Below are 24,838 nucleotides of genomic sequence, written 5' to 3' on the forward strand. Positions count from 1 at the left end.
TCGGAGCGATGTTTCTCAATGAACTCAAACCTCATGGCCGTGGTCTGCTGAAGATGTGCACCGCCTTTTTTACAATAGCTAATTCTTCTTTTGTAGATGCTAGCTCGCGGTCCTTTTCTTTCAATTGGCGCTCTTTATCACGTAGCTGTTGTTCTAACTGAAGGTTACGTTCTTCAGCTGCTAAAGGTTCATTCTCAAACTCACGATATTGAGTCATCCACTGATGCAAGCAACTAAGCGGAATATCTAATTCCTGTGCAATATCTCTCATTGTTTTCCTTTGTCTTTGTTCTTGTGCGAATTTAACCGTTTGTCGTTTAAATTCTTCATTATACCTTTGCCGATGTTCACCCATGGGAACCCCTCCTTGTTATTATCATCATATCCAAAAATGATGTTCGTTAAAGGGGTGTCCACTTTTTATTCTAATTGCACTCAGTCCTCTAAATCCATAAAGTTGACGATTTTCCCTAAAATAAGGGCTTCTGAGTCCGCTAAAGATATCTTATACGGATCAGAGCGTGTATCCTATATCTTCTACTAAGGGCTCCAGTCCATACGCCGCTAAACGGTCGCTTCCACTTTTCGATGTCTAGTTCCAGGTGCCATCGGCTCGATGTCGCTTCTGTCCATCAAAAGTGTCCAAAGGTCAGGACACTAATTGCTGGCCCTCCAGCGCTTGTCGCCGATAAGCAGGCACCTTCCACCTTTCATAATTCCTAATGAAACTTTAGCATAGCTTATATCATTTTTCAAAAGTTGACTTAATAGAAAATTCTGAAAGGTTTACTTTTTTCGCTTGAAGCTCATATCTTTTTATGCTATTATTTCCTTAACAAAGTAAGAGTCCTAGCGTGTTCGTGAGCGACTGACAGTTTTGAGCCAACATTTTTTTATTGGGAGTATCAAGTCTTCTTTTGGAATACATGCCTTCATTTGTGAGGACGTATAAAGAAAGAAGCTGGACACCCACCTGCGAGAGCAGGTTCAAAACTAGGGAGTTACGGCACTTTGGGTCTCTTATTTATTTTACGCTTTAATCTGAGCTGACTTTGTTCTGCTTCTTAATCGATGTGAAATGTGTATTACTACACGTGACGATGTCGAAAAGATGCGTATACTAAAAGTCAGCTTTTTCTTATGGCTGCTCGCCTTTTGGTACATAATAAGGATAGGTTTCATAACACTATAGATTTTTTATGGAAGCTGTGGTATATTTTACCCCGACTACTTTTATAGGTATAATCAGTATATTAAAAAAGCTAACAGTTGTTGAATGTGTTTTTATAGAGAGAAAGGACGAGGAACGAATGTTGTATCAATTTTCAAGAAATGAATTAGCGATAGGAAAAGACGGAGTAGAAGCTTTAAAAAACAGCACAGTTGCCGTGTTAGGAATAGGAGGAGTAGGTTCATTTTCAGCCGAAGCTCTTGCTCGGTCAGGTGTGGGTCGATTAGTATTAGTGGACAAAGATGATGTCGATATTACAAATGTAAACCGTCAAATTCATGCTCTGTTATCTACTGTAGGAAAACCGAAAGTGGAGTTAATGAAAGAACGTATTAAAGATATCAACCCAGATTGTGAAGTTATTGCTTTAAAAATGTTTTATACAGAAGACACATATGAGGATTTCTTTAGTCATGGACTAGACTTTGTCGTAGATGCTTGTGATACGATCACTTATAAAATTCATGTCATTAAGCAATGTTTACAAAGAAATATTGGGATTATTTCGAGTATGGGTGTTGCCAATAAAATGGACCCGACGAGGTTGCGAATTGCCGATATCTCAAAAACAAGTTACGACCCAATTGCCAAAGTGGTTCGTACAAAGCTTCGTAAGGAAGGTATTCATAAAGGAGTAAACGTTGTGTTTTCTGACGAGATCCCAGTGAAAATCCGTGAAGAAATTCGTAAAGAAATCGTTCCTGAAAAGGCTGAAGAAGGACCAATTCGCAAGGCAAAACTGCCGCCATCTTCCAATGCATTTGTACCGTCGGTTTCAGGACTTATAATGGCAGGTCATGTTATTACAACAATTTTAGAACAAAATGAAATTACAATTGAGCGTTAATGAACCCAATACTCACAAAAAATCACGATGCAAGTAAGGTATCGTGATTTTTTGATCTTTTCAGCAAAGAGTTGCAATCATAGGATATATTTCCATGTAAATACAAGTGAATTTTTTTCAAAAATATATTGAATAATTTATGAACTTTTTTTATAATGAAAGCACTTACAACAAATGAAACATCTGATGACCATAAGACATGATGATACGGTTATTAGATGACAGTGTTTGGTTTGCAAGAGTTACATATATTTTAGGGGGAAGACGAACTATGAGTTTAGGAGTTTTATCACTATTGGCATTAGTGCCTATTTTAACTGTATTAATATTTCTGGTTATATTAAGATGGCCTGCAAGTCGTGCAATGCCTTTGGCGTTTGTTGTGACAGCAGCAGTTGCACTCCTTGTTTGGAAAGTGCCTTTTAACCAAGTGGCTGCAGCCAGTTCTCGTGGCTTAGTTACGGTTATTGAAGTATTATTTATTGTTTTCGGTGCTATTCTTCTTTTAAATACGTTAAAAGAAAGCGGGGCACTGCACTCAATTCGTGAAGGTTTTACAAATGTATCCCCCGACCGTCGTGTACAGGCGATTATCATTTGTTGGTTATTCGGTTCATTTATTGAAGGCGCTTCTGGCTTTGGTACTCCAGCAGCTATTGCTGCTCCACTATTAGTAGCAGTTGGTTTCCCAGCGATGGCTGCAGTTATGGTTGCATTAATTATTCAATCCACACCAGTAACATTTGGAGCGATTGGAACGCCAATTTTGATCGGTGTTAATAACGGTATTGGTACAGATGAGAAAGTTTTAGCTACTGCTGCGGAATTAGGAATGACCTATGAAGCGTACTTAAATTCAATTGGTGCACAAACAGCTATTTTTCATGCCATTATCGGTACATTAATTCCATTATTCATGGTTGCAATGTTAACTTGGTTCTTTGGTAAAAACAAATCAATTGCAGAAGGTTTAGCGATTTGGAAGTTTGCTATTTTTGCAGGACTTGCGTTTACGGTTCCTTATGCATTAATTGCTAATTTGTTAGGGCCGGAATTCCCGTCACTATTCGGTGGGTTAATTGGTTTAGCAATCGTTGTACCTGCAGCAAAACGCGGTTTATTTATGCCGAAGAAAACGTGGGATTTTGATCGTAAAGAAAACTGGGATCCTGAATGGGTTGGTAAGTTACAAATTACAAATGAAGCACCAGCTAAAAAAGTGTCAGTTTATAAGGCATGGGTTCCATATGTACTCGTTGGATTATTATTAGTATTAACTCGATTAAACGAGCTGCCTATTAAAGGTTGGTTAACTAGTGATGTTGTAAAAATTAATTTCACAGAGGTATTTGGTACATCGATTTCATTTGCAAGTACACCACTATACCTGCCAGGTACAATTATGGTTGTAGTTTCACTAATCTGTATTGCTTTATTCGGCATGAACGGACAAGCATATGGACGTGCGGTTAAAGACTCGTTTATGACAACCGTAAGTGCTGCAGCAGCTTTACTATTTGCAGTACCAATGGTTCAAGTGTTCATTAACTCAGGGGTTAATGCTGCAGAATTAGCGAGTATGCCGATCTTATTAGCAGAAAGTGTATCTCTGTTGATTGGTGATAATTGGCCGGCAGTTGCTCCTTTAATTGGTGCACTTGGAGCCTTCGTTGCAGGAAGTAATACAATTAGTAATATGATGTTCTCTTTATTCCAATTTGGTGTCGCTGATAATATCGGCGTCAACCCTTCTACGATTATCGCTTTACAAGCGATAGGTGGAGCGGCAGGTAACATGATTTGTGTGCATAACGTTGTAGCAGCTTCAGCGGCTGCCGGGTTAGTCGGGCGTGAAGGAACATTAATTCGTAAGACAATGATCCCGACTTTATACTATATTGTATTTGCTGGTGGTCTTGGGTTTGTTTTCCTATACGGTGTAGGATTTAATATTGGAACATTCATGGTATTAGCTGTTGTTGCAGGTATTGTCTATGCTATTTTAAAAGGAAATAAACAAAGTAAGAAAGACCAAGACGATCAAATTGCCGCGTAAAGTCGTTGTGTATACTGGTGATCTTGATTATAATTTAATGTAAATGTTGAAAGAGCGTTAGAGGTCGACTCATGCTTGTTTGGACACTTCATCTATTGATTGAGGTGGTGCTGGACTGTTGAGTGGGCCCCAATACGCTTTTTCAATTGTTATAGACTCAGAGTGAAATATCTTATTTTTAACATAATGGTCTGATGACCAGATAACTGATGAAGGGGATGTTATCCTATGAAAGTATCATTATTTATAACCTGTCTTGCGGATGTTTTTTATCCAGGCGTTGGTAAAGATACAGTAGAAATCTTAGAAAGACTTAAGTGTGAAGTTGTGTTTCCTGACAATCAAACGTGCTGTGGCCAGCCGGCCTACAACAGCGGTTATCATAAAGAAGCGAAAGAGGTTGCCAAACATATGATTGAAACATTTGCTGCATCTGATTATGTCGTTTCACCGTCAGGGTCTTGCGTTTCGATGATCCACGAATATCCACATCTTTTTAAAGATGATGAAGCGTGGAAGGCAAAAGCGGAAGCGTTAGTTGCTAAAACGTTTGAACTCACTCAATTTATTGTGGATGTCTTAAAAATTGAGGATGTTGGAGCATCGCTGCCAACGAAAGCGACGTACCATACATCGTGCCATATGACTCGTTTATTAGGTGTGAAAGATGCACCGATGAAATTATTAGAAAATGTCGAAGGTCTTGAGTTTGCAAGTTTACCAAATAAAGAAACGTGCTGTGGTTTTGGTGGTACATTCTCGGTTAAAATGGTTCCCATCTCAGAACAGATGGTTAATGAAAAGATCGATCATATCGAAGAAACAGAAGCAGAAGTGCTAGTTGGAGCTGACTGTGGCTGCTTAATGAATATTGGCGGCAGGATTGAACGACAAGGAAAGCCGATTAAAGTAATGCATATCGCGCAAGTATTGAACAGTAAAAAATAATAAACAAGTAAGGCGGTGATACAAATGACGATGAAAATAAGTGATGAGAAGTTTTTTGACCGAGTGGATAAGGGGTTAAAAAATGAATTTATGAGAAATGCAATGGTTTCTGCTCAGGAACGCTTAAAGAATAAGAAACTAGAAGCGCAAGAAGAGCTAGGAAACTGGGAAGAGTGGAGAGATTTAGCGGAAGAAATTCGCCAGCATACGTTAGAAAATCTAGATTACTATTTAGAGCAGTTAACTGAAAACGTAGTGAAACGCGGGGGACACGTCTTTTTTGCACAAACAGCAGAAGAAGCCAATGAATATATCACAAATATAGCAAAGCAAAAAAATGCCAAAAAAGTCATTAAATCTAAATCGATGGTGACTGAAGAAATTAGCATGAATGAAGCGCTAGAAAAAGCAGGCTGTGAAGTGATTGAGTCGGATCTAGGGGAATACATTCTGCAAATCGATGATCACGATCCGCCGTCACACCTTGTTGCTCCTGCACTGCATAAAAACAAAGAGCAAATTCGTGATACGTTCTCTGAAAAACGAGGTTATGACAAATCGTCCAAACCGGAGGAACTAGCACTATTTGCAAGAGAACAATTACGGAACGAATTTTTAGAAGCTGATATCGGTGTGACCGGCTGTAACTTTGCTGTTGCAGAATCAGGGGCCATTTCACTTGTTACGAATGAAGGAAATGCTCGTCTGTCTACTACACTTCCAAAGACACAAATTACAGTAATGGGTATGGAACGAATTGTACCGACTTGGGAAGAGCTTGATATTTTAGTAAGTATGTTATGCCGCAGTGCTGTCGGCCAAAAGTTAACGAGTTACATTACGGGATTAACAGGACCAAAAGATGAAGGTGACGTTGATGGACCTGAGGAGTTTCATCTGGTCATCGTCGATAATGGACGTTCAAATATTTTAGGAACAGAATTCCAAGCAGCACTTCAATGTATTCGATGTGCTGCCTGTATTAACGTTTGTCCCATTTATCGTCATATCGGCGGCCATTCTTATGGTTCTATTTATCCGGGACCAATTGGAGCGGTTCTTTCTCCATTGCTTGGCGGGTATGAAGATTATAAAGAACTTCCTTATGCTTCGAGTTTGTGTGCAGCATGTACGGAAGCATGTCCAGTAAAAATTCCATTGCATGACCTGCTCGTCAAACACCGTCGCAATATTGTTGAAGAACAAGGAAAAGGTGGCTTTGGTGAGAAGTTAGCAATGAAAGGCTTCGCAATGGCGGCTAGTTCACCAAAGTTATATAGCATGGGTTCAAAAATGGCACCATCGATGATGGGACCATTTGCAAAAGAGGGGAAAGTGACAAAAGGTCCTGGTCCAATTAAGCCTTGGACAGACATTCGTGATTTCCCGGAGCCAAGTAAAGAAAATTTCCGTAACTGGTTTAAGGATCGTGAAAAGGGGGAGAACAACTAATGGCTAACGGTACAGTACACAACAAAGAAAAGTTTTTAAATCAAGTAGCAAAAAGTCTTGGTCGAAGCCGGCAAACAGGTCCTGTCTCACGTCCGAATTGGAAAAAACAACCCCAATGGGATGTTTTTAAAGATCTAACACAAGATGAACTTCTTGATGTGTTAAAAGAACAATGTGCTCGTATACACACTCAGGTCGCTCTAGCAACAACAGAAACATTAACTGATGTACTATCAGAGGTTGTTGATGGCTTTGAAGCAAAATCAATTGTAAGCTGGGCAGACCCTCGTTTAGAAGAGTATGGGGTTGATCAGTATTATAAGCAAGCGGATGTCAAAGGAATAGATGTTCATATCTGGGATACGAATGCAGGAGAAGAGAATATAAGAATTGCTGAGAAGGCGGATATCGGTCTAACGTTTGCAGATTTAACGCTTGCAGAATCTGGTACAGTTGTTTTACTGAGTGATAATGGCAAAGGAAGATCTGTCAGTCTTCTACCGAAGTATTATGTAGCCCTTATACCAAAAAGTACGATCGTTCCAAGAATGACACAAGCAACAAGCTATATTCATAAGCTTCAAGAAGAAACAGGTAAAGTGCCTTCTTGTGTCAATTTCATTTCAGGTCCAAGTAATAGTGCTGATATTGAAATGAACTTAGTTGTAGGTGTTCATGGTCCTATTAAAGCAACGTATATTATTATAGAAGATAAATAGAGAGGATGTTCAAAAAGTCCGGGAAAAATAGCTTTCGAGAGAAGAACTTCGACTAAGAGCCCCACGTCCTGTGGGAACGTCGAAGTCACCACATCCTGTGGAAGCTCGTCAGCTTGCTCCTTCACTCCTCACGTATTAACCGCATACGTTCCGCTCCTTGGAAAAGAAGAACACTTTTCCGGCGTGCGAGGATTATGCTTACGGAGCAACCAGCTTTATGCTCGGAGACTACACTTCCTTGATTTTCTCGGCTCTTTTTGTCCTCCTTTTTGAACCGTACAAATAGAAAAGAAAAAAGCAACAGAAAAGAATTCTGTTGCTTTTATTTTGCGACTTTTTCTAGATTACCGTTTTTATCCATGCGGAATGTAGCGTTAGATAAAGGCTCTTCTTCTTGTAAAATAGCCATACGTCTAGCACGATTCATAATTTGAATAAGTGATTGATAGTCCTCTTCAATCGTTTGATGCTCATCTTGGATCGTCTTCAACTCAGCTTCAAGCTCTTTGTTTTGCGTTAATAGCTCAAGGTTTTCTTTTAATAGCTTTTCATTCTCTTTTTTCAATTGATCTGCTGGAAGTTGATTTGAAGTTAGAGAACGAAGGTATGAAATAACCGTTTCGATATCTAAACCTTCTAAGTTTAAAGGTTGTGCTGTATTCATAACGGGATAATATAAAGAAGCGTTTCTTACAGGTCTGCGATTCGTTGCGAATGCAGCTGCTCTCTTACGTTCTTTACGTTCTTTTTTAGCTTCTCTAATTTGATCTACATATTTTTGACGTACAACTGCGTTCCAACGAAATCCACAAGCTGCAGAAGTTCGGTGTAATTCATCTCCTACTTCATCAAATGCAACTAATTGAGTACTTCCTTCTCGAATGTGACGTAATACGGTTTCTGCTAAAAGAACATCATCTTCATGTGACCAAGCATCTTGGCGTACTTTCATAATACCATCTCCTTATCTTTCTTGATTTACAAGTAAATTCATATTTTAGTTAAATTTACTAATACTATTACCAAGAATTCTAGGAATTATACATTCGATATGAAAATACTAGTATTGCTTATTAACGAAGAGGTTCATCAATCAGACGAAATACAGTCCTTCCGTTTGCAAACTAGAACGGTATAGTATATATAATAGAACTATTAATATTTGGGACTATTACTAAAAAGCCAATGGACTTGGTCCAGTTAAGGTGTCTAAGAGAAAAATGGATGGACTATTAGAATAAGAATAGATAAATAATCTAGAGAATACTAGATTGATACAAGGAATGTTTTATTGGAGTTGATATATAGTGGAAAATTACTTTACGGAACCACTTGCCTATCGAATGCGACCTGCGGCATTAGATGAAATTGTTGGTCAAAAGCATATTGTCGGTGAAGGTAAATTATTGCAGCGAATGATTAAATCGAACCGATTATCGTCTATTATTTTATATGGGCCACCAGGAACAGGAAAAACAACCATTGCCAATGTAATCGCACAGCTAACTTCATTGCCTTATTATGAAATCAATGCTGTTTCGTCAGGAAAAAAAGAGATGGAAGCCGTTGTTCAAGAAGCGAAATTACTCGGAAAGTCGATCTTATTTGTTGATGAGGTCCATCGATTTAATAAAAGTCAACAAGACTTCTTACTTCCATATATGGAAAGCGGACTGATTATTCTCATAGGAGCAACGACAGAAAATCCACATTTCGAAATTAATAATGCAATTAAGTCCCGATGTACCGTTTTAGAGTTAACTCACCCGCAGCCTGATGAGATTAAAGAAGTGTTACAGAGAGCCTTACATGATGAGCGGAAAGGCTTTGGGAAACTCAATATCGAATTAGAAGATGGTGTTCTTGATGAGCTGGCTCTCCATTGTGGCGGAGATATTCGCGCGGCACTTAATGGCCTAGAGATCGCTGTATTATCAACGGATCCAAATGATGATGAGCAAATTTTAATTACGCTAGATATCATTAAAGAGTGCTTACAAAAGAAAAGTTTACATTATGATAAAAAGGGAGATCACTTTTATAACATCATTAGCGCCTTTCAAAAAAGCATGAGAGGGTCTGATGTAGACGGTGCCCTTCATTATTTAGCTCGGTTAATTGAAGCAGGAGACTTGGATGTGATCTGCCGAAGACTGCTCGTAACAGCATGGGAGGATATAGGTCTTGCGAACAGCCATGTTCCTCAAATGGTATTGTCAGCGATCCAGTCAGCAGAAAGGCTAGGATTGCCTGAAGCTCGGATTCCATTGTCTGTTGCTGTGACAGAGTTATGCCTTTCTCCCAAATCAAATAGTGCTTATAAGGCATTAGATCATGCATTAAATGATGTTCGGTCCGCCAATATTGGAGAGGTACCTGATCATTTAAAAGATGCACATTATCGAGGGGCAAAGGAATTAGGTCGAGGGGTAGATTATAAATATCCTCATGACTTTGGAGGTTGGGTAAAGCAACAATACTTGCCGGATCATTTAAAAGACAAAAAGTATTATAAACCAAAAGAAAGCGGGCAAGAAAAGAGACTCGCTCAATTCCATAATCGCATTCAAGAATTGAAAAAGAGTTAGATCTGTTTCCATGCAAATAAAATCCCATTCATGCTATAATGGCAAAGAATTTAAAGTTTGAGAAGAGCATAGAGAGAAGGAATTCAACATGGGATTAGAGGAGCACAGCGATTGGAAAAGAAAGAAGCTAGGCCTGCGTTGGGGAATTTTTATGTTAGGTTTAGTGATCATGTCTTTTGGAATTGCCTTAATGATAACAGCTGATCTAGGAAGTGCTCCTTGGGATGTACTTCATATTGGCCTGACCTTGCAATTAGGGTTAACTATCGGTACATGGTCAATTATTATGGGATTTGTTATTATTGGGGTTACAACCTTATTGACAAAAGAATGGCCTCAAGTAGGTGCGTTTGTTAATATGGTCCTAGTTGGAGTTTTTATTGATATTTTTTTATTTGTATTAAGTACGCCAAGTTCATTTATTGGCAAACTTATTATGCTGGTAAGCGGAATTATTATAATTGGTTACGGGATTGGCCTTTACATTGCACCTAAATGTGGAGCCGGCCCTAGAGATAGCCTTATGTTAGCAATAACGGAAAAGACAAAACTCAAAGTACAATGGGTTCGAAGTGCAATGGAAATTGTAGTTCTTACAACGGGATGGTTATTAGGGGGACCTGTTTTTATTGGGACTTTAATTTTTTGTTTTGGAATTGGAAGTGTGGTAGGGATTACTCTGCCACAATGCCAACGACTAGTGGATCGATTGATAGAAAGAGGGGTAAATAATGAAGATATCAACAAAGGGACGTTACGGGTTAACCATCATGATGGCATTAGCAAAGAAATACGGTGAAGGACCGATTTCATTAAAATCAATTGCAAAGGATCACGATCTGTCTGAGCATTACCTAGAGCAATTAATTGCACCCTTACGTAATGCGATGCTTGTTAAAAGTGTAAGAGGAGCATATGGCGGCTACATGCTGGCTAAAGAACCAGTTGAAATTACAGCTGGGGATATTATTCGTGTTCTTGAAGGGCCGATTAGCCCAGTTGAAGTACTCGAGGATGAAGAACCTGCAAAACGTGATCTATGGATAAAAATCCGTGATGCGGTTAAAGATGTATTAGATAATACTACACTTCAAGATTTAGCTGAATATGAGGATAAAGGAAACCAGGAATATTACATGTTCTATATCTAATTTCTTGCCTTTATGGCTGTTTCTATAAAAGTGGTATATCACCAAATAGATAGAAAACATATAAGTGAACGATAAAGTAGGTGTGGAAATTGAAACCGATATATTTAGACCATGCAGCGACTTCACCCCTGCATCCGAAAGCATTAGAAGCGATGATGCCCTATTTCAGCGAGCATTTTGGCAATCCTTCAAGTATTCACAGCTTTGGTCGCAGAACGAGACATGCATTAGATGAAGCTAGATTATCGTTAGCTCAAACGATCGGGGCTCATCCAGATGAATTAATTTTTACAAGCGGTGGGACGGAAGCTGATAATATGGCGATCATCGGCTATGCGTTGAAAAATAAAGCCAAGGGAACTCATATTATCACAACAGTCATTGAGCATCACGCTGTTCTACATACATGTAAGTCATTAGAAGAACAAGGGTTTGAGGTCACTTATTTACCTGTAGATGAACAGGGGAGAGTGTCGTTAACGGATTTAAAAAATCATGTCCGTGAAGAAACGATCCTCGTTTCGATCATGTACGGGAATAATGAAGTAGGTGCAGTTCAACCCATTGCAGAGATTGGTGCGTTCTTAAAAGAACAGGGCATTGCGTTTCATACGGATGCCGTCCAAGCCTATGGAACGATCCCGTTAGATGTTGAGGAATTGTCGGTACAGTTTCTATCCGTTTCTGCCCATAAAATTAACGGACCAAAAGGAACTGGTTTTTTATATGCAAAAAAGGGCTATGATCTAAAGCCTCAATTGTTCGGTGGGGAACAAGAGAGAAAACGCAGGGCTGGGACAGAAAATGTAGCGAGCATCGTCGGCTTTGCAGAAGCTGCAAAAATAGCAATGGAAGACGTGCAAGAAAAGAGGCAGCGCTATTTTCAATTTCGTGAGCAGATGATTGGTATTTTTCAAGAAGAGGGGCTAGACTTTTCTGTTAACGGGCATGTTTCCGATGTCCTTCCGCATGTTTTAAATATCAGTTTTAAAGGTGTGAATGTAGAGTCACTGCTTGTTAATTTGGATCTAGCAGGGATAGCGGTTTCTAGCGGATCAGCATGTACAGCCGGATCCTTTGAGCCATCGCATGTTCTTTCGGCGATGTTTAAAGATGATGAAAAAGCAAAATCGTCCGTGAGATTTAGCTTCGGATATGGAAATACTATAGAGGATATAGAGAAAGTAGCTAAGGAAACAGTAAAAATCGTCAAAAGAATTACAGCACTATAAGCTGTTACAGCCTTAGCTTTGTAGGTGGTGAGTAGTATGAACAGACAACTAGATAAAAAGCCAGAAGATACTCGTGTCGTTGTTGGAATGAGTGGAGGAGTTGACTCGTCCGTTACTGCCCTCGTTTTAAAAGAACAAGGATATGATGTGATCGGCATTTTTATGAAAAACTGGGACGATACAGATGAGAACGGTGTTTGTACCGCGACAGAAGATTATAACGATGTTATTAAAGTATGCAACCAAATTGGTATTCCGTACTATGCCGTTAATTTTGAAAAGCAATACTGGGATAAAGTGTTTACTTACTTTTTAGATGAGTATCGGGCAGGCAGAACACCGAATCCAGATGTGATGTGTAACAAAGAAATAAAATTTAAGGCCTTTTTACAACATGCACTAACACTTGGTGCGGATTACGTAGCAACCGGTCACTATGCGCGTGTCGATTTCCATGATGGAGAGCATCGTTTAATTCGTGGCTTAGATAATAATAAAGATCAAACGTACTTCTTAAATGCGTTAAGCCAAGAACAACTCTCCAAGACAATGTTCCCAATTGGACATATCGAGAAAAAAGAAGTCCGCGAAATTGCAGAACGAGCGAACTTAGCAACCGCTAAAAAGAAGGACAGTACGGGGATTTGCTTTATAGGTGAACGTAACTTTAAAGAGTTTCTAAGCTCCTATCTACCTGCTCAACCTGGTGAAATGCAGACGCTAGATGGAGAAGTCAAAGGAAAACATGATGGCCTCATGTACTACACATTAGGACAACGCCAAGGATTAGGTATCGGCGGTGCTGGAGAGCCTTGGTTTGTGATCGGAAAAAATATCGAGAAAAACATATTGTATGTTGGACAAGGGTACCATCATCCAGGTCTCTATTCATTAGGGTTAACCGGTGTCCATGTGAATTGGATCAGTCCTAATCCGCCAACGGAGCCATTCAAGTGTACAGCAAAATTCAGATACCGTCAGCCAGATCAAGGAGTTACCGTCATTCCGCTCCCGGACAACAACGTCAAAGTCATTTTTGATGAACCACAACGAGCAGTTACCCCTGGTCAAGCTGTCGTGTTTTACGACGGTGATGTATGTCTAGGCGGCGGTACAATAGATGTCATTTTGACAGAAGAGGGAGAACTTTAATCTAAGTTCTCCTTTTGTGTTTGGGTGACAGTCACAATTCTTTGATATACTGAATGAGGACAACCACATATTAAGTTAAAAGATAAGGATGGGAAAATAATGAGCGATTACATACAACAAGGAATGCAAGCGATGCAAGAAAGAGATTATGAAAAGGCAGCTTTATACTTTAATCAAGCAATTGAAGCTCATCCAAATGATCCAGTCGGATTTATTAATTTTGGAAATTTACTAGCGATCGTTGGTGAATTGGAAAAAGCGATCGTATTTTTTGAAAAGGCAATTTCCTTAGATGCTTCTGCAGCAACAGCCTATTATGGTGCAGGAAATGCCTTTTATCAACTGGAGAAATTTGATGAGGCGATTCAGATGTTTAACCAAGCGATCCAAAATGAGCTTAAAGAGGCTGATGTTTATTTTATGATTGGGATGAGTCACTATCAATTAGGACAATTAAATCATGCACTCGTTCATTTTCAAACGGTAACGGAAATGAATCCAGACGATATTGATGCTCGTTTTCAATACGGCCTTTGCCTTGCACAACTTGAACAAATAGATGAGGCGTTGAAACAATTTAAAGAAGTTGTAGCCCAAGAGGAAAATCACGCTGATGCCTTTTTTAACATCGGTGTAGCCTATGCGTATAAAAACGAACTAGAAAAAGCGTTAGAAGCGTTTAATCGAGCAATTAAAATTCAACCAGACCATCTCCTTGCTGGAAACGGGAAAAAGAAAATGGAGGAACTGCTAACGCAATAGGAGGCAGATAAAATGGAGAACCGAGGAAGTCAAGAAGACCAAGCTCCATATATAAAAGGAGAGGTCACTCACGTTATTTTTCATAACGAAGAAAATTTTTATACCGTAGCGGCTGTAAAAGTTCTCGACACCACAGAGCAGCTGGATGAACCACAAGTTACCGTTGTCGGAACGCTGCCCAAAGTAGAACCTGAGGATGTATACGTCTTTTTTGGAAGGCTGCATGACCATCCGAAATTCGGCTTGCAATATGTGGTCGAGCAATTTCGCCGAGACATTCCGCAAACGGCTCAAGGGATTATTCACTATTTATCAAGTGATCGATTTCCAGGGATCGGAAAGAAAACAGCCGAGTCCATTGTTAAAAGCTTAGGAGAACGTGTAATTACATTGATACTTGAAGACCCTTCCGTACTCGAAAATGTTCCGAAATTAACTGAAGATAAACGTAAATTAATATATGACCAATTAGTAGAACACCAAGGAATCGAACAAGTCATATTATTTTTATCGAAATACGGGTTTGGGATTGAACTCGCAGTTAAAATTTATCAGGTATATAAACAACAAACACTTGATGTCATTCAAACTAACCCGTATCAATTGATCCAAGATGTAGAAGGGATCGGCTTTAAAAGAGCAGACCTGCTCGGTGAAGCAATTGGAATTTCAGGTAATCATCCGGACCGAATTCAAGCGGGCTGTATTTTTTGCTTAAATGAACTAAGTAATCAACAAGGACATGTCTTTCTAGCTCAAACTGAAATTGTTCATGAAGTCATTCAATTATTATCGACGTCTTCCAACCCGATTTCAGCAGAAGAAGTAGAAAGTGCTTTAACGATCATGGATGAAGAAGGAAAGATCGTCATTGAAGAAGAACGCATTTACTTAAAGACATTATTTTTTGCTGAAAAAGGCTTAGTGACGAATATCAAACGTCTTGTGAACCGTGAAGAGCCTTTGACATTTGTTCAGTCTGAATTTTTAACAGCACTTGGTGAGTTAGAGGAAACTTTGAAAATGGAGTACGCGGAATCACAGAAAAAAGGAATTGAAACCGCCCTTTCTTCACCCATCATGATCTTAACGGGTGGACCCGGTACAGGAAAGACAACGGTTATTAAAGGAATTGTGGAGATTTATGCCAAGCTTCATGGCGTATCACTTGAACCGAGTGATTATAAAGACGGAAATCCATTCCCAGTCCTTCTTGTAGCGCCTACCGGAAGAGCCGCTAAACGAATGGGGGAAGCGACAAACCTTCCTTCGTTAACGATTCACCGCTTATTAGGATGGAAAGGCGGAACGGGTGGATTTGAAAAAAACGAACATGAACAATTAGAAGGGAACTTACTTATTGTCGATGAAGTATCGATGGTGGATATATGGCTGGCCAATCAATTATTTAAATCCATTCCCGATCATATGCAAGTGATTTTAGTTGGTGACCAAGATCAGCTTCCATCCGTTGGTCCGGGACAAGTTTTAAGTGATTTACTGCGGTCACGTGCGATACCTATTGTTGAGCTAACGGATATTTACCGGCAGGAAGAAGGATCGTCGATTATCAAGCTTGCTCATGAAATTAAAAATGGAGCGTTACCAGAAGACTTAAAAGAAGCGAAAGATGACCGTCGTTTTTTTCCATGTCACCAAAATCAAGTAATGCAAGTGATCGAAAAAGTGTACCTTAATGCAGTAAAAAAAGGATATGCACCAAAGGATATCCAAGTTCTAGCCCCGATGTACAGAGGAAATGCAGGAATTGAACGACTGAACCTCCACTTGCAGAACCTTGTCAATCCTCCTGTAGAAGGGCGAAGAGAAATCGAATTTGGAGACGTGGTGTATCGAAAAGGCGATGTTGTCCTACAGCTCATGAACAATCCCGATGAGCAAGTGTTTAATGGAGACCGCGGTGAAATTGTAGCGATTATCTATGCAAAGGAAAATGTAGAAAAAGTCGATCAAATCGTCATTTCTTTCGAAGGAATAGAGGTCGTATACACTAAAAAAGATTTAAGCCAAATTACACATGCGTACTGTTCATCGATACATAAAGCGCAAGGCAGTGAATTTCCGATCGTTATTATGCCTGTCGTGAAAGGATATTTTCGTATGCTCAGACGTAACCTAATTTACACGGGAGTGACAAGAGCTAAGCAATTTTTAATCTTATGCGGCGAACAAGATGCCCTTTTCCAAGCGATTGAGCAAAAAGACGAGCACAATAGAAATTCCATGCTTTGCGATAAGCTAAAGGATTCATTGGTAACAGGAAACTAGGATGAAGACAAAGTAAAAGGCAGAAACTATAACTGTTCGAGAGGAGGAGGTTCCTTTGCGAACATTTTCAAGTATTTGCGGCCAGTCCCTTTTTTGTGCAAAAACAGGAGAAGAACTTGGAACCGTCAATGATTTGTTGTTAAACGATCATGGAGTGGTGACTGGTATTGTGGTAGATAAAAAAGGTTGGTTTAATCGTCACCTATTTGTTCCGATTGATGCAATTACAGGGTTCGGACATGAAAGTCTCATGATCCAAGATTTAAAGGATGCTTCGATATACCATAAAAAGAAGACGGAGCATCACTTAAAGCAAGGGAAGGAAAAGCTGTCAGGAAGACCATTACTGACAAGTGAAGGCGAAAAACTTGGGTTGGTAGAAGATGTATATTTCATGGAAGAATTGGGCACGATTGTAGGGTATGAAGTAACAGAAGGTTTAATTGCTGATATTAAGGAAGGACGTAAAGTAGTGAAGACGGATCATCCTTTAACAATCGGCAAGGATATCCTTGTTGTTCAATTATAAAAAAGAGGAGACCCTATGATGCAATGTCCAAACTGTAATTGTAAAGATATCGGAAAAATAGGAACAAATCAATATTATTGTTGGAATTGCTTTGTTGAAATGACAATTACCAAAGGAAAATTGTCACTTCATCAAGTGGAAGAAGACGGTTCACTCAGTTCCTTAGACGACCTATTTGAAGACCATGATTTACAAATAGAAATGTAATTCCAATCTGGTGGTGATACGGATGCGTAATCTATTGTTAGCAATTGGTTTAGGCGCGGCGGCTTACTCGATGAGAGATCGCCGTAATCGAAAACGAATGATGCAATGGGTGCAGCCACTTACAAAGCTCGATATTCAAAATATCGTCCCAGATCAAAATGACTTACAAAAAATGAGAAAACGAATGATGAAAAACTTTGCTTAATTTTATAGAGATCGATACATCTATTTGTATCGGTCTCTTTTTATTTTTGTTGTAGACATCAGCGTTTGCAAGGCAGCTATCTTAGTAATGAAGAGGCATGAAAAGTTGGTGGCTGTCACAGTTTGGCAAATAAATTCTTCAATTCGGACAATAAAATAGAAAAACGGACAATAAAAAATTAAATCGGGCAATAAATTAAGTAAAAGAATATGACTAGGCCGACATGCTTCCTTTCTCTTCATAGTTTTTGCGTAATTGTGCAGTATATAACTATGGAGGAATTTATATGGAACATACAAAAGGGATCAAGTGGATTATTCGGTTATCTATTACAATTTTAGTATTGTTATGTATATACTTTTTTTTACAAGTGTCTCCACTCTGGTTACCGGTCTTAGAAGTATTATCAAGAGTGGCTATTCCCTTATTAATTGCAGGTATTATTACTTATTTATTACATCCTATTATTGAAAATGCTCATGCTTATGGACTTCCTCGCCCTGTTGCCGTTTTAATCATTTATTTACTATTTTTTGGGGGAATTGCTTATTTAATTACTGCTGCTTTCCCTTATGTTGTTGAACAGCTCAGGGAGTTTGTAGAAAATCTCCCTTATATAATTCAGCAAATTCAACAGTGGAGTAATCTATTCGAAAGACAAATCAATGCTTTACCAGAAGGAATGCAAGCACAATTAGCGGATTGGATGACTGGCTTAGAGGCACAGGCTGATTCATTAGGAGAACGCATAATAGACACACTGGGATCGATTATTGGTTCATTTATTTACTTTATCGTTATCCCGTTTCTAGTCTTTTATTTACTAAAGGATTATCAATTGATTGAAAAAGTTGCGTGGTATGTTACACCGAAAAAGTGGAGAAAAGAAGGCGTTGCATTTATTCGTGATGTCGATCATTCCTTAGGAAACTATATCCGCGGACAAATTCTTGTATCGATGTGTGTCGGCCTCATAGCGATGATCGGGTTATGGATTATTGGCGTTCCCTATCCGATAATTTTGGGGTTATTTATTGGGATGACCGATATTATTCCATACTTCGGTGCATTTCTTGGGGCGTTTCCAGCTGTTATTGTCGCCGGACTTCATTCTTGGCAAATGCTTATTTTTACAGTGTTACTGATCTTTATCCTTCAACAAATAGAGGGAAATATTTTATCGCCCGTTATTGTGGGGAAGTCTGTGCATTTACACCCTATCTTAATTATGATTGCTCTTCTCATTGGAGTAGAAACCGCCGGAATACTTGGACTCGTTTTAGCTGTTCCTGTCCTATCGGTTGTAAAAGTGGTATTGCTCCATTTGCGAACAAATTTACTCAATCATTGACAATTGGTGTGTCGATTTCTATAATAATATTGAAATCAAAATATAATGAATACGTTGAAGGAAAAAGTATGTTAAAGCCCGTTTGATAGAGAGGTATTTCCTAGGCTGAGAGAAATACTAAACGAAGAGTAACAGAAAGCTACTCCTGAGTGTAGAAAAACCTACCGTTAGCTGCGTTAAAGCATATCGAGTGATGGACTATTGGTGTCCATAACTAGGGTGGTACCGCGTGAATATAACTCTCGTCCCTTATTTTAGGGAGGAGAGTTTTTTTATTTGTTCGGCGGGTTTTCATCGAACTGGATGAATTTGAATGATGAATTTGCATCTTGAGTTAGTTTAGCGGACACACAGGCCCTTATATCAGTAGAAAACCTCTTTTTTATTTGTTTAGAGGACTCAGAAGCCCTTATTTACTACATTTCATGATGTTTTTTAATGATTTCAAGCAAATAGAGGCCTCTCAGTCCGCCAAAAACAAAAATAGGTGTTTTACCCTCGAATAAGGTCCTCTCAGTCCGCTAAATAAAGGCCGGTAGCAAAATCATCGTCAATGACATAATCATTGACTTAAAGGCTGAGCAGATTGCTCTTGCACATAATCACTGCTAGCCACCCGTCTTCCGCTTTTAGGATTATTTTTTACTTTTTTTGGTTACGATGAATAACGAGAATTAAGGAGGAATACATAGTGAAGAAGTTAACTTCTGCTCAAGTACGTCAAATGTATTTAGATTTCTTTAAGGAGAAAGGTCATGATGTGGAACCGAGTGCATCATTAGTACCTGTCGAGGACCCGTCACTGCTATGGATTAATAGTGGTGTAGCTACATTGAAAAAATATTTCGATGGACGAGTTATCCCGGAAAACCCTCGAATCACAAACGCTCAAAAATCGATCCGAACCAACGATATCGAGAATGTAGGAAAAACAGCGCGCCACCATACGTTCTTTGAAATGTTAGGTAACTTTTCGATCGGTGACTATTTTAAAGAAGAAGCCATTGACTTTGCATGGGAATTTTTAACGAGTGAAAAGTGGATTGGTTTTGATCCAGAACTCTTATCGGTAACCGTTCATCCCGAAGACGAGGAAGCCTATAACTTCTGGAAAGAAAAAATCGGGATTCCAGAAGAAAGAATAATTCGTCTTGAAGGAAACTTCTGGGACATCGGGGAAGGTCCGAGTGGTCCAAATACGGAAATTTTCTATGATCGAGGACCAAAGTATGGAAATGATGAAAATGATCCAGAACTATATCCTGGTGGAGAAAATGATCGTTATTTAGAAGTGTGGAACTTAGTATTTTCACAGTTTAACCACAATCCAGATGGTACATATACACCGCTTCCTAAAAAGAACATTGATACAGGCGCAGGGTTAGAACGACTAGTTTCAGTCATTCAAGATGTTGAAACTAACTTTGATACGGACCTCTTCATCCCGATTATCCGTGCAACAGAAGAAATTTCAGGTGTGAAGTATGGTCAGGACAAAGAAACGGATGTGTCTTTTAAAGTCATCGCAGACCACATTCGAACGGTTACGTTTGCAGTTGGTGACGGTGCACTGCCATCGAATGAAGGACGTGGCTATGTTCTTCGTCGTCTTTTACGTCGTGCTGTTCGCTATGCAAAACTAATTCAAATTGAAAAGCCGTTCATGTATAATCTCGTTCCAATTGTCGGAGAGATTATGGTCGATTTCTACCCGGAAGTGAAAGAAAAAGCCGACTTTATTCAAAAAGTCATTAAAAATGAGGAAGAACGCTTCCACGAAACCCTTCATGAAGGGTTAACGATCCTGTCTAAAGTCATTGCTGAGGCTGAGAGTAAAGGTGAAACGACGATATCTGGCAAAGACGTGTTCCGTTTATATGATACGTATGGATTCCCTGTGGATCTTACGGAAGAATATGTAGAGGAAAAAGGTCTAGTCATAGATCGTGAAGGCTTTGAGCGTGAAATGGAAGGTCAAAGAGAACGTGCACGTGCGGCTCGACAAGAAGGCGACTCGATGCAAGTTCAAGACCTTGTCTTAGGTGAATTAAAAACGGAAAGTACATTTGTCGGGTATGAACAACTTTCAGCAGAAGCTACAGTTGAAGTCATTATTAAGGATAAAGAGTTAACTGATTTTGCAGGAACATCACCTGATACGATTCAAGTGATACTTGATGTCACACCTTTTTATGCGGAAAGCGGTGGGCAGGTTGCTGATAAAGGTGTCCTAACAGGTGATGGATTTGTGGCACATGTTGAAGACGTACAAAAAGCACCAAATGGTCAAAACCTTCATCTTGTTAAAGTAGTAGAAGGGACATTGAAAAAAGGTGCAAAAGCAGAAGCTGTTGTTTTAGAAACGAACCGTAATGGAATTGTAAAAAACCATACAGCAACACATTTATTACATCGAGCATTAAAGGATGTACTAGGAGAGCATGTCAACCAAGCTGGTTCATTAGTTTCTGAGGATCGTTTACGTTTTGACTTCTCACACTTCGGTCAGGTGACAAGTGAAGAATTAACGAAAATCGAAGAAATCGTTAATGAAAAGATTTGGAATGCAATCTCAGTAAATATTATGAGTAAAAACATTGAAGAAGCTAAAGCAATGGGAGCAATGGCTTTATTCGGTGAAAAGTATGGGAATGTCGTTCGTGTCGTTCAAGTAGGCGATTACAGTATTGAGCTTTGCGGCGGTTGTCATGTCCAAAACACAGCTGAAATCGGTCTTTTTAAAGTGATTTCTGAGTCTGGTATTGGAGCCGGTGTTAGACGTATTGAGGCTGTAACTGGCCAAGGTGCGTATGAATTTATGAATGGTCAACTCGATTTATTACGCGATGCGGCCGACCTGTTAAAAGCGAAAAACCTGAAAGATGTTCCACAACGTGTACAAACGATGCAACAACAAATCCGTGACCTTCAACGAGAGAATGAGTCACTAAGTGCTAAATTAGGAAATATGGAAGCAGGCAACCTGATTAACGAAGTTATCGAAATTGCTGGAACTAAAGCACTAATTAAGCAAGTTCAGGCAACTGACATGGATAATTTACGAGGAATTATGGATACACTGAAAGATAAAATTACTTCAGGGGTTATCGTACTAGGAGCTGCAAGCGGTGGGAAAGTAAACATCGTTGCTGGTGTTTCTAAAGACCTTGTTGAAAAAGGTTTCCATGCTGGAAAACTAGTGAAAGAAGTTGCTACGCGTTGCGGTGGCGGTGGCGGTGGCCGTCCTGATATGGCTCAGGCAGGTGGTAAAGATCCTGAAAAGCTGGAAAGTGCTTTAAATTATGTTGAAGAATATATAAAATCAATTTCCTAAAAAGGAAAATTTAGTGTACAATTAAATCAAACTACTGTGGGTATGAATACTCACAGAAATAGGCAGTATAGAAAGAGGTGTTTGTGATGGGCTCAATGGACAATACGATGAAGTTTAATATTCAAGAAGATACGGTTGATGTCGATGTCCGCGAAGTGCTGCTAACGGTTTATGAAGCCCTTGAGGAGAAAGGTTATCACCCCATTAATCAAATTGTAGGATATCTTTTATCGGGGGACCCTGCTTACATTCCTAGACACAAGGATGCAAGAACAATTATTCGTAAGTTAGAGCGTGACGAATTGATCGAGGAGCTAGTTAAGTCTTATTTATCACAGCACCAAAAGGAGAAGTAATGAGAATTTTAGGCTTAGATGTAGGCACTAAAACAATTGGAATTGCTGTTAGTGATGAATTAGGATGGACTGCTCAAGGAATTGAGACGTTTAGACGAAAAGAGGACGACCCGGCAGCGGATATCAATTATATTGTGAATCTTGCCAACGAGTATAAAGTTGGTAGCATCGTTGTCGGACTGCCTAAAAATATGAACGGAACGATTGGACCTAGCGGCGTGGCATGCCAACAATTCGCAGAAAATGTAAAAGAACATGTCGAATGCCCTGTCATCTTATGGGACGAGCGTTTAACGACGGTTGCAGCAGAACGTATGTTAATTTCTGCTGATGTAAGCCGTAAAAAGAGAAAACAAGTCATTGATAAGATGGCAGCAGTTATTATATTGCAAGGCTATTTAGACAGTAAATCAAATTGATGAAGAGGTGTAGTATGACACAAGAAGAAAGAGAACGTATTATTATCCCTGATGAAAATGGGGACGAGCATTTATTCGAAGAACTGTTCAAATTTACAGTAGATGAAACAGGTAAGAACTATATCTTACTTGTACCAGTCGGAGACAGTGAAGAAGATTTAGAAGATGACATGCAAGAAGTCATTGCCTTTCAATACGAGGACAAAGAAGGCGACGATGGAAGCGACCTTGCATTAATGCCTATTGAAACGGAAGAAGAATGGGCAATGGTTGAAGAAATGTTCAATACATTCGTTGAAGAACAAGACGAGGAAGAAGAATAATTAAGTTTGAAACAGAGCCAACTTGGCTCTGTTTTTTTTGGTGTGTGTGCTGTTTCCTAACAATTACGGATTGCCTTCTATAATTTCTAGGATGAGTCCGATATGAGAGGGAACAAGTGTAACGGGGGTCAAAACAGCGGATTGAAGCTCGAAAAAAGAGGAAAGCGAGAAAAACGGGAATCAAAGAGCCGATTGAAGCTCGAAAATAGAGGAAAGTGAGAAAAACGGGGGTCAAACAGCGGATTGAAGCTCGAAAAAAGAGGAAAGCGAGAAAAAGCGGTCGTCAAAAGTTAGATAGAGCACGAAAAATATCGACAACGGTGCGCATCTATACATAATATCCTAACAGAATTAGAAGAGTAAGAACCTCAGTGAGGACAACACTGAAACAACTCGATTCGCATCTGGAAATAAAATCTGTCTTTTTTACACGAATAATGAAATGTTTTGTAGTATAATGGTAATCGTGAAAGGGGGATATCTAGTGAGTGATCAAAATAAAGATGAGCAGCTAGACAAATATGCTGAAAAAGTTCGGAGGGCAAAGGTCGTCCGCAAAATTGTTCTTATTTGCGTTGCCATTATCTTTTTAATTTTTATTTCTGCAGTAACTTTTAGTTATTTATATATTAAGTCAGCAATGGGACCTGTCGATGCTGAAAGCACAGAAATAGTCAATGTTGAAATTCCAATTGGTTCTTCTAGTACTTCGATTGGGAGGATCCTTGAAGAAGAGGGAGTCATTAAAAACGGAACATTCTTTAGGTACTATGTAAGATATAAAAATGAATCTGGCTTTCAAGCAGGTAAGTATGAGTTAACAAAAGCGATGAATTTAGATGAAATCATTGATGAACTTAAAGAAGGCCTAATGATGCAAGAGGCTGACCTAATGTTTACGATACCTGAAGGGTTATGGTTAGAAAATACAGCACGTTTAATTGCGAAGAATACAGACCATACTGAAGAAGAAATCATGGAAACATTAAGCAATGAAGAATATCTAGAAGAATTGATTGAACGCTATTCAGTTTTGACAGAAGATATTCTTACCGATGGGATCAGACATCCGCTAGAAGGATATTTATTCCCAGCGCGATATGATTTTGTAGATGAAGATGTTTCAATAGAAACGATTATTGAAGCGATGATCGAACGAACGGATAAGATTGTAGCCAAATACATGTCGTATTATCCAGATCATCCGTATACGGTTCATGAGACTTTAACATTAGCGTCGATTATTGAGCGAGAAGCTCAAAAAGATCAAGATCGATACACAATTTCCGGTGTATTGTACAATCGATTAGACCGCAATATGAGGTTGCAAGTAGATCCAACGGTTGCTTATGCAATTGGAGAACACTTATATATGACGTCTTTTGCGGACTTACGGGTAGATTCACCTTATAATACGTATATGTACGCTGGTATTCCGATTGGCCCTGTAGCAAATCCTGGGGAAGCATCGATTAAAGCTGCCTTTGAACCAGCAGAAACGGAGTACATTTATTTCTACGCAAGGTACGGTGGGGATGTACTATATACTGTTACGTATGAAGAGCATAACCAAAATGTTCAGAAGTATCGCCATGAATGGCAAGAAGCAAGACAGTCAGAAGAAAATAAAGAAGACGAAGAAGAGTAATCACAAAAATAAACAGCACGAGCACTAGGATGTAAGGAT

23 protein-coding genes, 1 other RNA gene and 1 other annotated feature are annotated in these 24,838 nt (G+C 39.2%); of the genes, 22 read left to right on the top strand and 2 right to left on the bottom strand.

Annotated elements, in window-relative coordinates; all coding sequences use genetic code 11:
* Nucleotides 1-31: 31 nt before the first annotated feature.
* Nucleotides 32-355, bottom strand: coding sequence for a transposase (locus N7Z68_RS09995; RefSeq protein ID WP_275116927.1), 324 nt, complete (start codon nt 353-355; stop codon nt 32-34).
* Between the two features lie 488 nt (nt 356-843).
* Between N7Z68_RS09995 and ssrS the strand changes: the two genes are divergently transcribed.
* The 6 genes from ssrS to N7Z68_RS10025 all read left to right on the top strand — a co-directional run bounded on the left by ssrS (nt 844) and on the right by N7Z68_RS10025 (nt 7,253).
* Nucleotides 844-1,022: non-coding RNA, 6S RNA (gene ssrS / locus N7Z68_RS10000), on the top strand.
* Nucleotides 1,023-1,310: 288 nt separating this feature from the next.
* A complete protein-coding gene (locus tag N7Z68_RS10005) occupies nt 1,311-2,078 on the top strand; it encodes a tRNA threonylcarbamoyladenosine dehydratase (RefSeq protein ID WP_275118343.1) in 768 nt (255 codons plus the stop codon).
* Between the two features lie 271 nt (nt 2,079-2,349).
* Entirely contained in the window at nt 2,350-4,134 is a 1,785-nt protein-coding gene (locus N7Z68_RS10010; RefSeq protein WP_275118344.1) for an L-lactate permease, read from the top strand.
* Between the two features lie 228 nt (nt 4,135-4,362).
* Entirely contained in the window at nt 4,363-5,082 is a 720-nt protein-coding gene (locus N7Z68_RS10015) for a (Fe-S)-binding protein (protein ID WP_275118345.1), read from the top strand.
* A gap of 24 nt (nt 5,083-5,106) precedes the next feature.
* Nucleotides 5,107-6,534, top strand: coding sequence for a LutB/LldF family L-lactate oxidation iron-sulfur protein (locus N7Z68_RS10020; protein ID WP_275118346.1), 1,428 nt, complete (start codon nt 5,107-5,109; stop codon nt 6,532-6,534).
* A complete protein-coding gene (locus tag N7Z68_RS10025; RefSeq protein ID WP_275118347.1) occupies nt 6,534-7,253 on the top strand; it encodes a LutC/YkgG family protein in 720 nt (239 codons plus the stop codon). Before N7Z68_RS10020 ends, N7Z68_RS10025 begins: the two co-directional genes overlap by 1 nt.
* Nucleotides 7,254-7,575: 322 nt before the next feature.
* Here the strand turns inward: N7Z68_RS10025 and N7Z68_RS10030 are convergent, their stop codons facing one another.
* A complete protein-coding gene (locus N7Z68_RS10030; RefSeq protein ID WP_275118348.1) occupies nt 7,576-8,205 on the bottom strand; it encodes an RsfA family transcriptional regulator in 630 nt (209 codons plus the stop codon).
* Nucleotides 8,206-8,596: 391 nt separating this feature from the next.
* Here N7Z68_RS10030 and N7Z68_RS10035 point away from each other — a divergent pair, with 391 nt between their 5' ends.
* The 16 genes from N7Z68_RS10035 (at nt 8,597) to mltG (ending at nt 24,799) form a co-directional block, all read left to right on the top strand.
* Entirely contained in the window at nt 8,597-9,841 is a 1,245-nt protein-coding gene (locus N7Z68_RS10035) for a replication-associated recombination protein A (RefSeq protein WP_275118582.1), read from the top strand.
* An 88-nt stretch (nt 9,842-9,929) separates the two neighbouring features.
* Nucleotides 9,930-10,640, top strand: a complete 711-nt coding sequence (locus tag N7Z68_RS10040; RefSeq protein ID WP_275118349.1) for a YczE/YyaS/YitT family protein — start codon at nt 9,930-9,932, stop codon at nt 10,638-10,640.
* The gene (cymR, locus tag N7Z68_RS10045; RefSeq protein WP_275118350.1) at nt 10,573-10,992 is read left to right on the top strand and encodes a cysteine metabolism transcriptional regulator CymR; all 420 of its coding nucleotides are present in this window, start codon (nt 10,573-10,575) and stop codon (nt 10,990-10,992) included. The genes N7Z68_RS10040 and cymR overlap by 68 nt, the downstream gene beginning before the upstream one ends.
* 89 nt (nt 10,993-11,081) lie before the next feature.
* On the top strand, nt 11,082-12,224 hold the full coding sequence (locus tag N7Z68_RS10050) for a cysteine desulfurase family protein (protein WP_275118351.1): 1,143 nt from the start codon (nt 11,082-11,084) through the stop codon (nt 12,222-12,224).
* Nucleotides 12,225-12,260: 36 nt separating this feature from the next.
* The gene (mnmA, locus tag N7Z68_RS10055; RefSeq protein ID WP_275118352.1) at nt 12,261-13,376 is read left to right on the top strand and encodes a tRNA 2-thiouridine(34) synthase MnmA; all 1,116 of its coding nucleotides are present in this window, start codon (nt 12,261-12,263) and stop codon (nt 13,374-13,376) included.
* A gap of 99 nt (nt 13,377-13,475) precedes the next feature.
* A complete protein-coding gene (locus N7Z68_RS10060) occupies nt 13,476-14,138 on the top strand; it encodes a tetratricopeptide repeat protein (RefSeq protein ID WP_275118353.1) in 663 nt (220 codons plus the stop codon).
* Between the two features lie 12 nt (nt 14,139-14,150).
* Entirely contained in the window at nt 14,151-16,427 is a 2,277-nt protein-coding gene (gene recD2 / locus N7Z68_RS10065; protein WP_275118354.1) for an SF1B family DNA helicase RecD2, read from the top strand.
* Nucleotides 16,428-16,482: 55 nt separating this feature from the next.
* Nucleotides 16,483-16,956, top strand: a complete 474-nt coding sequence (locus N7Z68_RS10070) for a PRC-barrel domain-containing protein (RefSeq protein ID WP_275118355.1) — start codon at nt 16,483-16,485, stop codon at nt 16,954-16,956.
* 18 nt (nt 16,957-16,974) lie between these two features.
* The gene (locus tag N7Z68_RS10075; RefSeq protein WP_216829090.1) at nt 16,975-17,163 is read left to right on the top strand and encodes a YrzR-like zinc ribbon domain; all 189 of its coding nucleotides are present in this window, start codon (nt 16,975-16,977) and stop codon (nt 17,161-17,163) included.
* A 22-nt stretch (nt 17,164-17,185) separates the two neighbouring features.
* Nucleotides 17,186-17,368: a DUF3918 domain-containing protein gene (locus N7Z68_RS10080; protein ID WP_275118356.1), complete on the top strand. Its 183-nt coding sequence runs from the start codon at nt 17,186-17,188 to the stop codon at nt 17,366-17,368.
* A gap of 286 nt (nt 17,369-17,654) precedes the next feature.
* Nucleotides 17,655-18,719: an AI-2E family transporter gene (locus tag N7Z68_RS10085; RefSeq protein WP_275118357.1), complete on the top strand. Its 1,065-nt coding sequence runs from the start codon at nt 17,655-17,657 to the stop codon at nt 18,717-18,719.
* Between the two features lie 45 nt (nt 18,720-18,764).
* Nucleotides 18,765-18,972, top strand: a binding site (T-box leader).
* Nucleotides 18,973-19,410: 438 nt separating this feature from the next.
* Nucleotides 19,411-22,053 (top strand): alanine--tRNA ligase, encoded by a 2,643-nt coding sequence (gene alaS / locus N7Z68_RS10090; protein WP_275118358.1) that lies wholly within the window; start codon nt 19,411-19,413, stop codon nt 22,051-22,053.
* 86 nt (nt 22,054-22,139) lie between these two features.
* Nucleotides 22,140-22,409, top strand: coding sequence for an IreB family regulatory phosphoprotein (locus tag N7Z68_RS10095; RefSeq protein WP_209122861.1), 270 nt, complete (start codon nt 22,140-22,142; stop codon nt 22,407-22,409).
* Nucleotides 22,409-22,828, top strand: a complete 420-nt coding sequence (gene ruvX, locus N7Z68_RS10100; RefSeq protein ID WP_275118359.1) for a Holliday junction resolvase RuvX — start codon at nt 22,409-22,411, stop codon at nt 22,826-22,828. Before N7Z68_RS10095 ends, ruvX begins: the two co-directional genes overlap by 1 nt.
* A gap of 14 nt (nt 22,829-22,842) precedes the next feature.
* Complete coding sequence (locus N7Z68_RS10105; RefSeq protein ID WP_275118360.1) at nt 22,843-23,151, top strand: DUF1292 domain-containing protein; 309 nt, start codon at nt 22,843-22,845, stop codon at nt 23,149-23,151.
* Nucleotides 23,152-23,635: 484 nt separating this feature from the next.
* The gene (mltG, locus tag N7Z68_RS10110) at nt 23,636-24,799 is read left to right on the top strand and encodes an endolytic transglycosylase MltG (protein ID WP_275118361.1); all 1,164 of its coding nucleotides are present in this window, start codon (nt 23,636-23,638) and stop codon (nt 24,797-24,799) included.
* Nucleotides 24,800-24,838 lie beyond the last annotated feature (39 nt).

Origin of the sequence: Alkalihalobacterium chitinilyticum (assembly GCF_029028005.1) — a bacterium.
GTDB lineage: Bacteria > Bacillota > Bacilli > Bacillales > Bacillaceae_F > Alkalihalobacterium > Alkalihalobacterium chitinilyticum.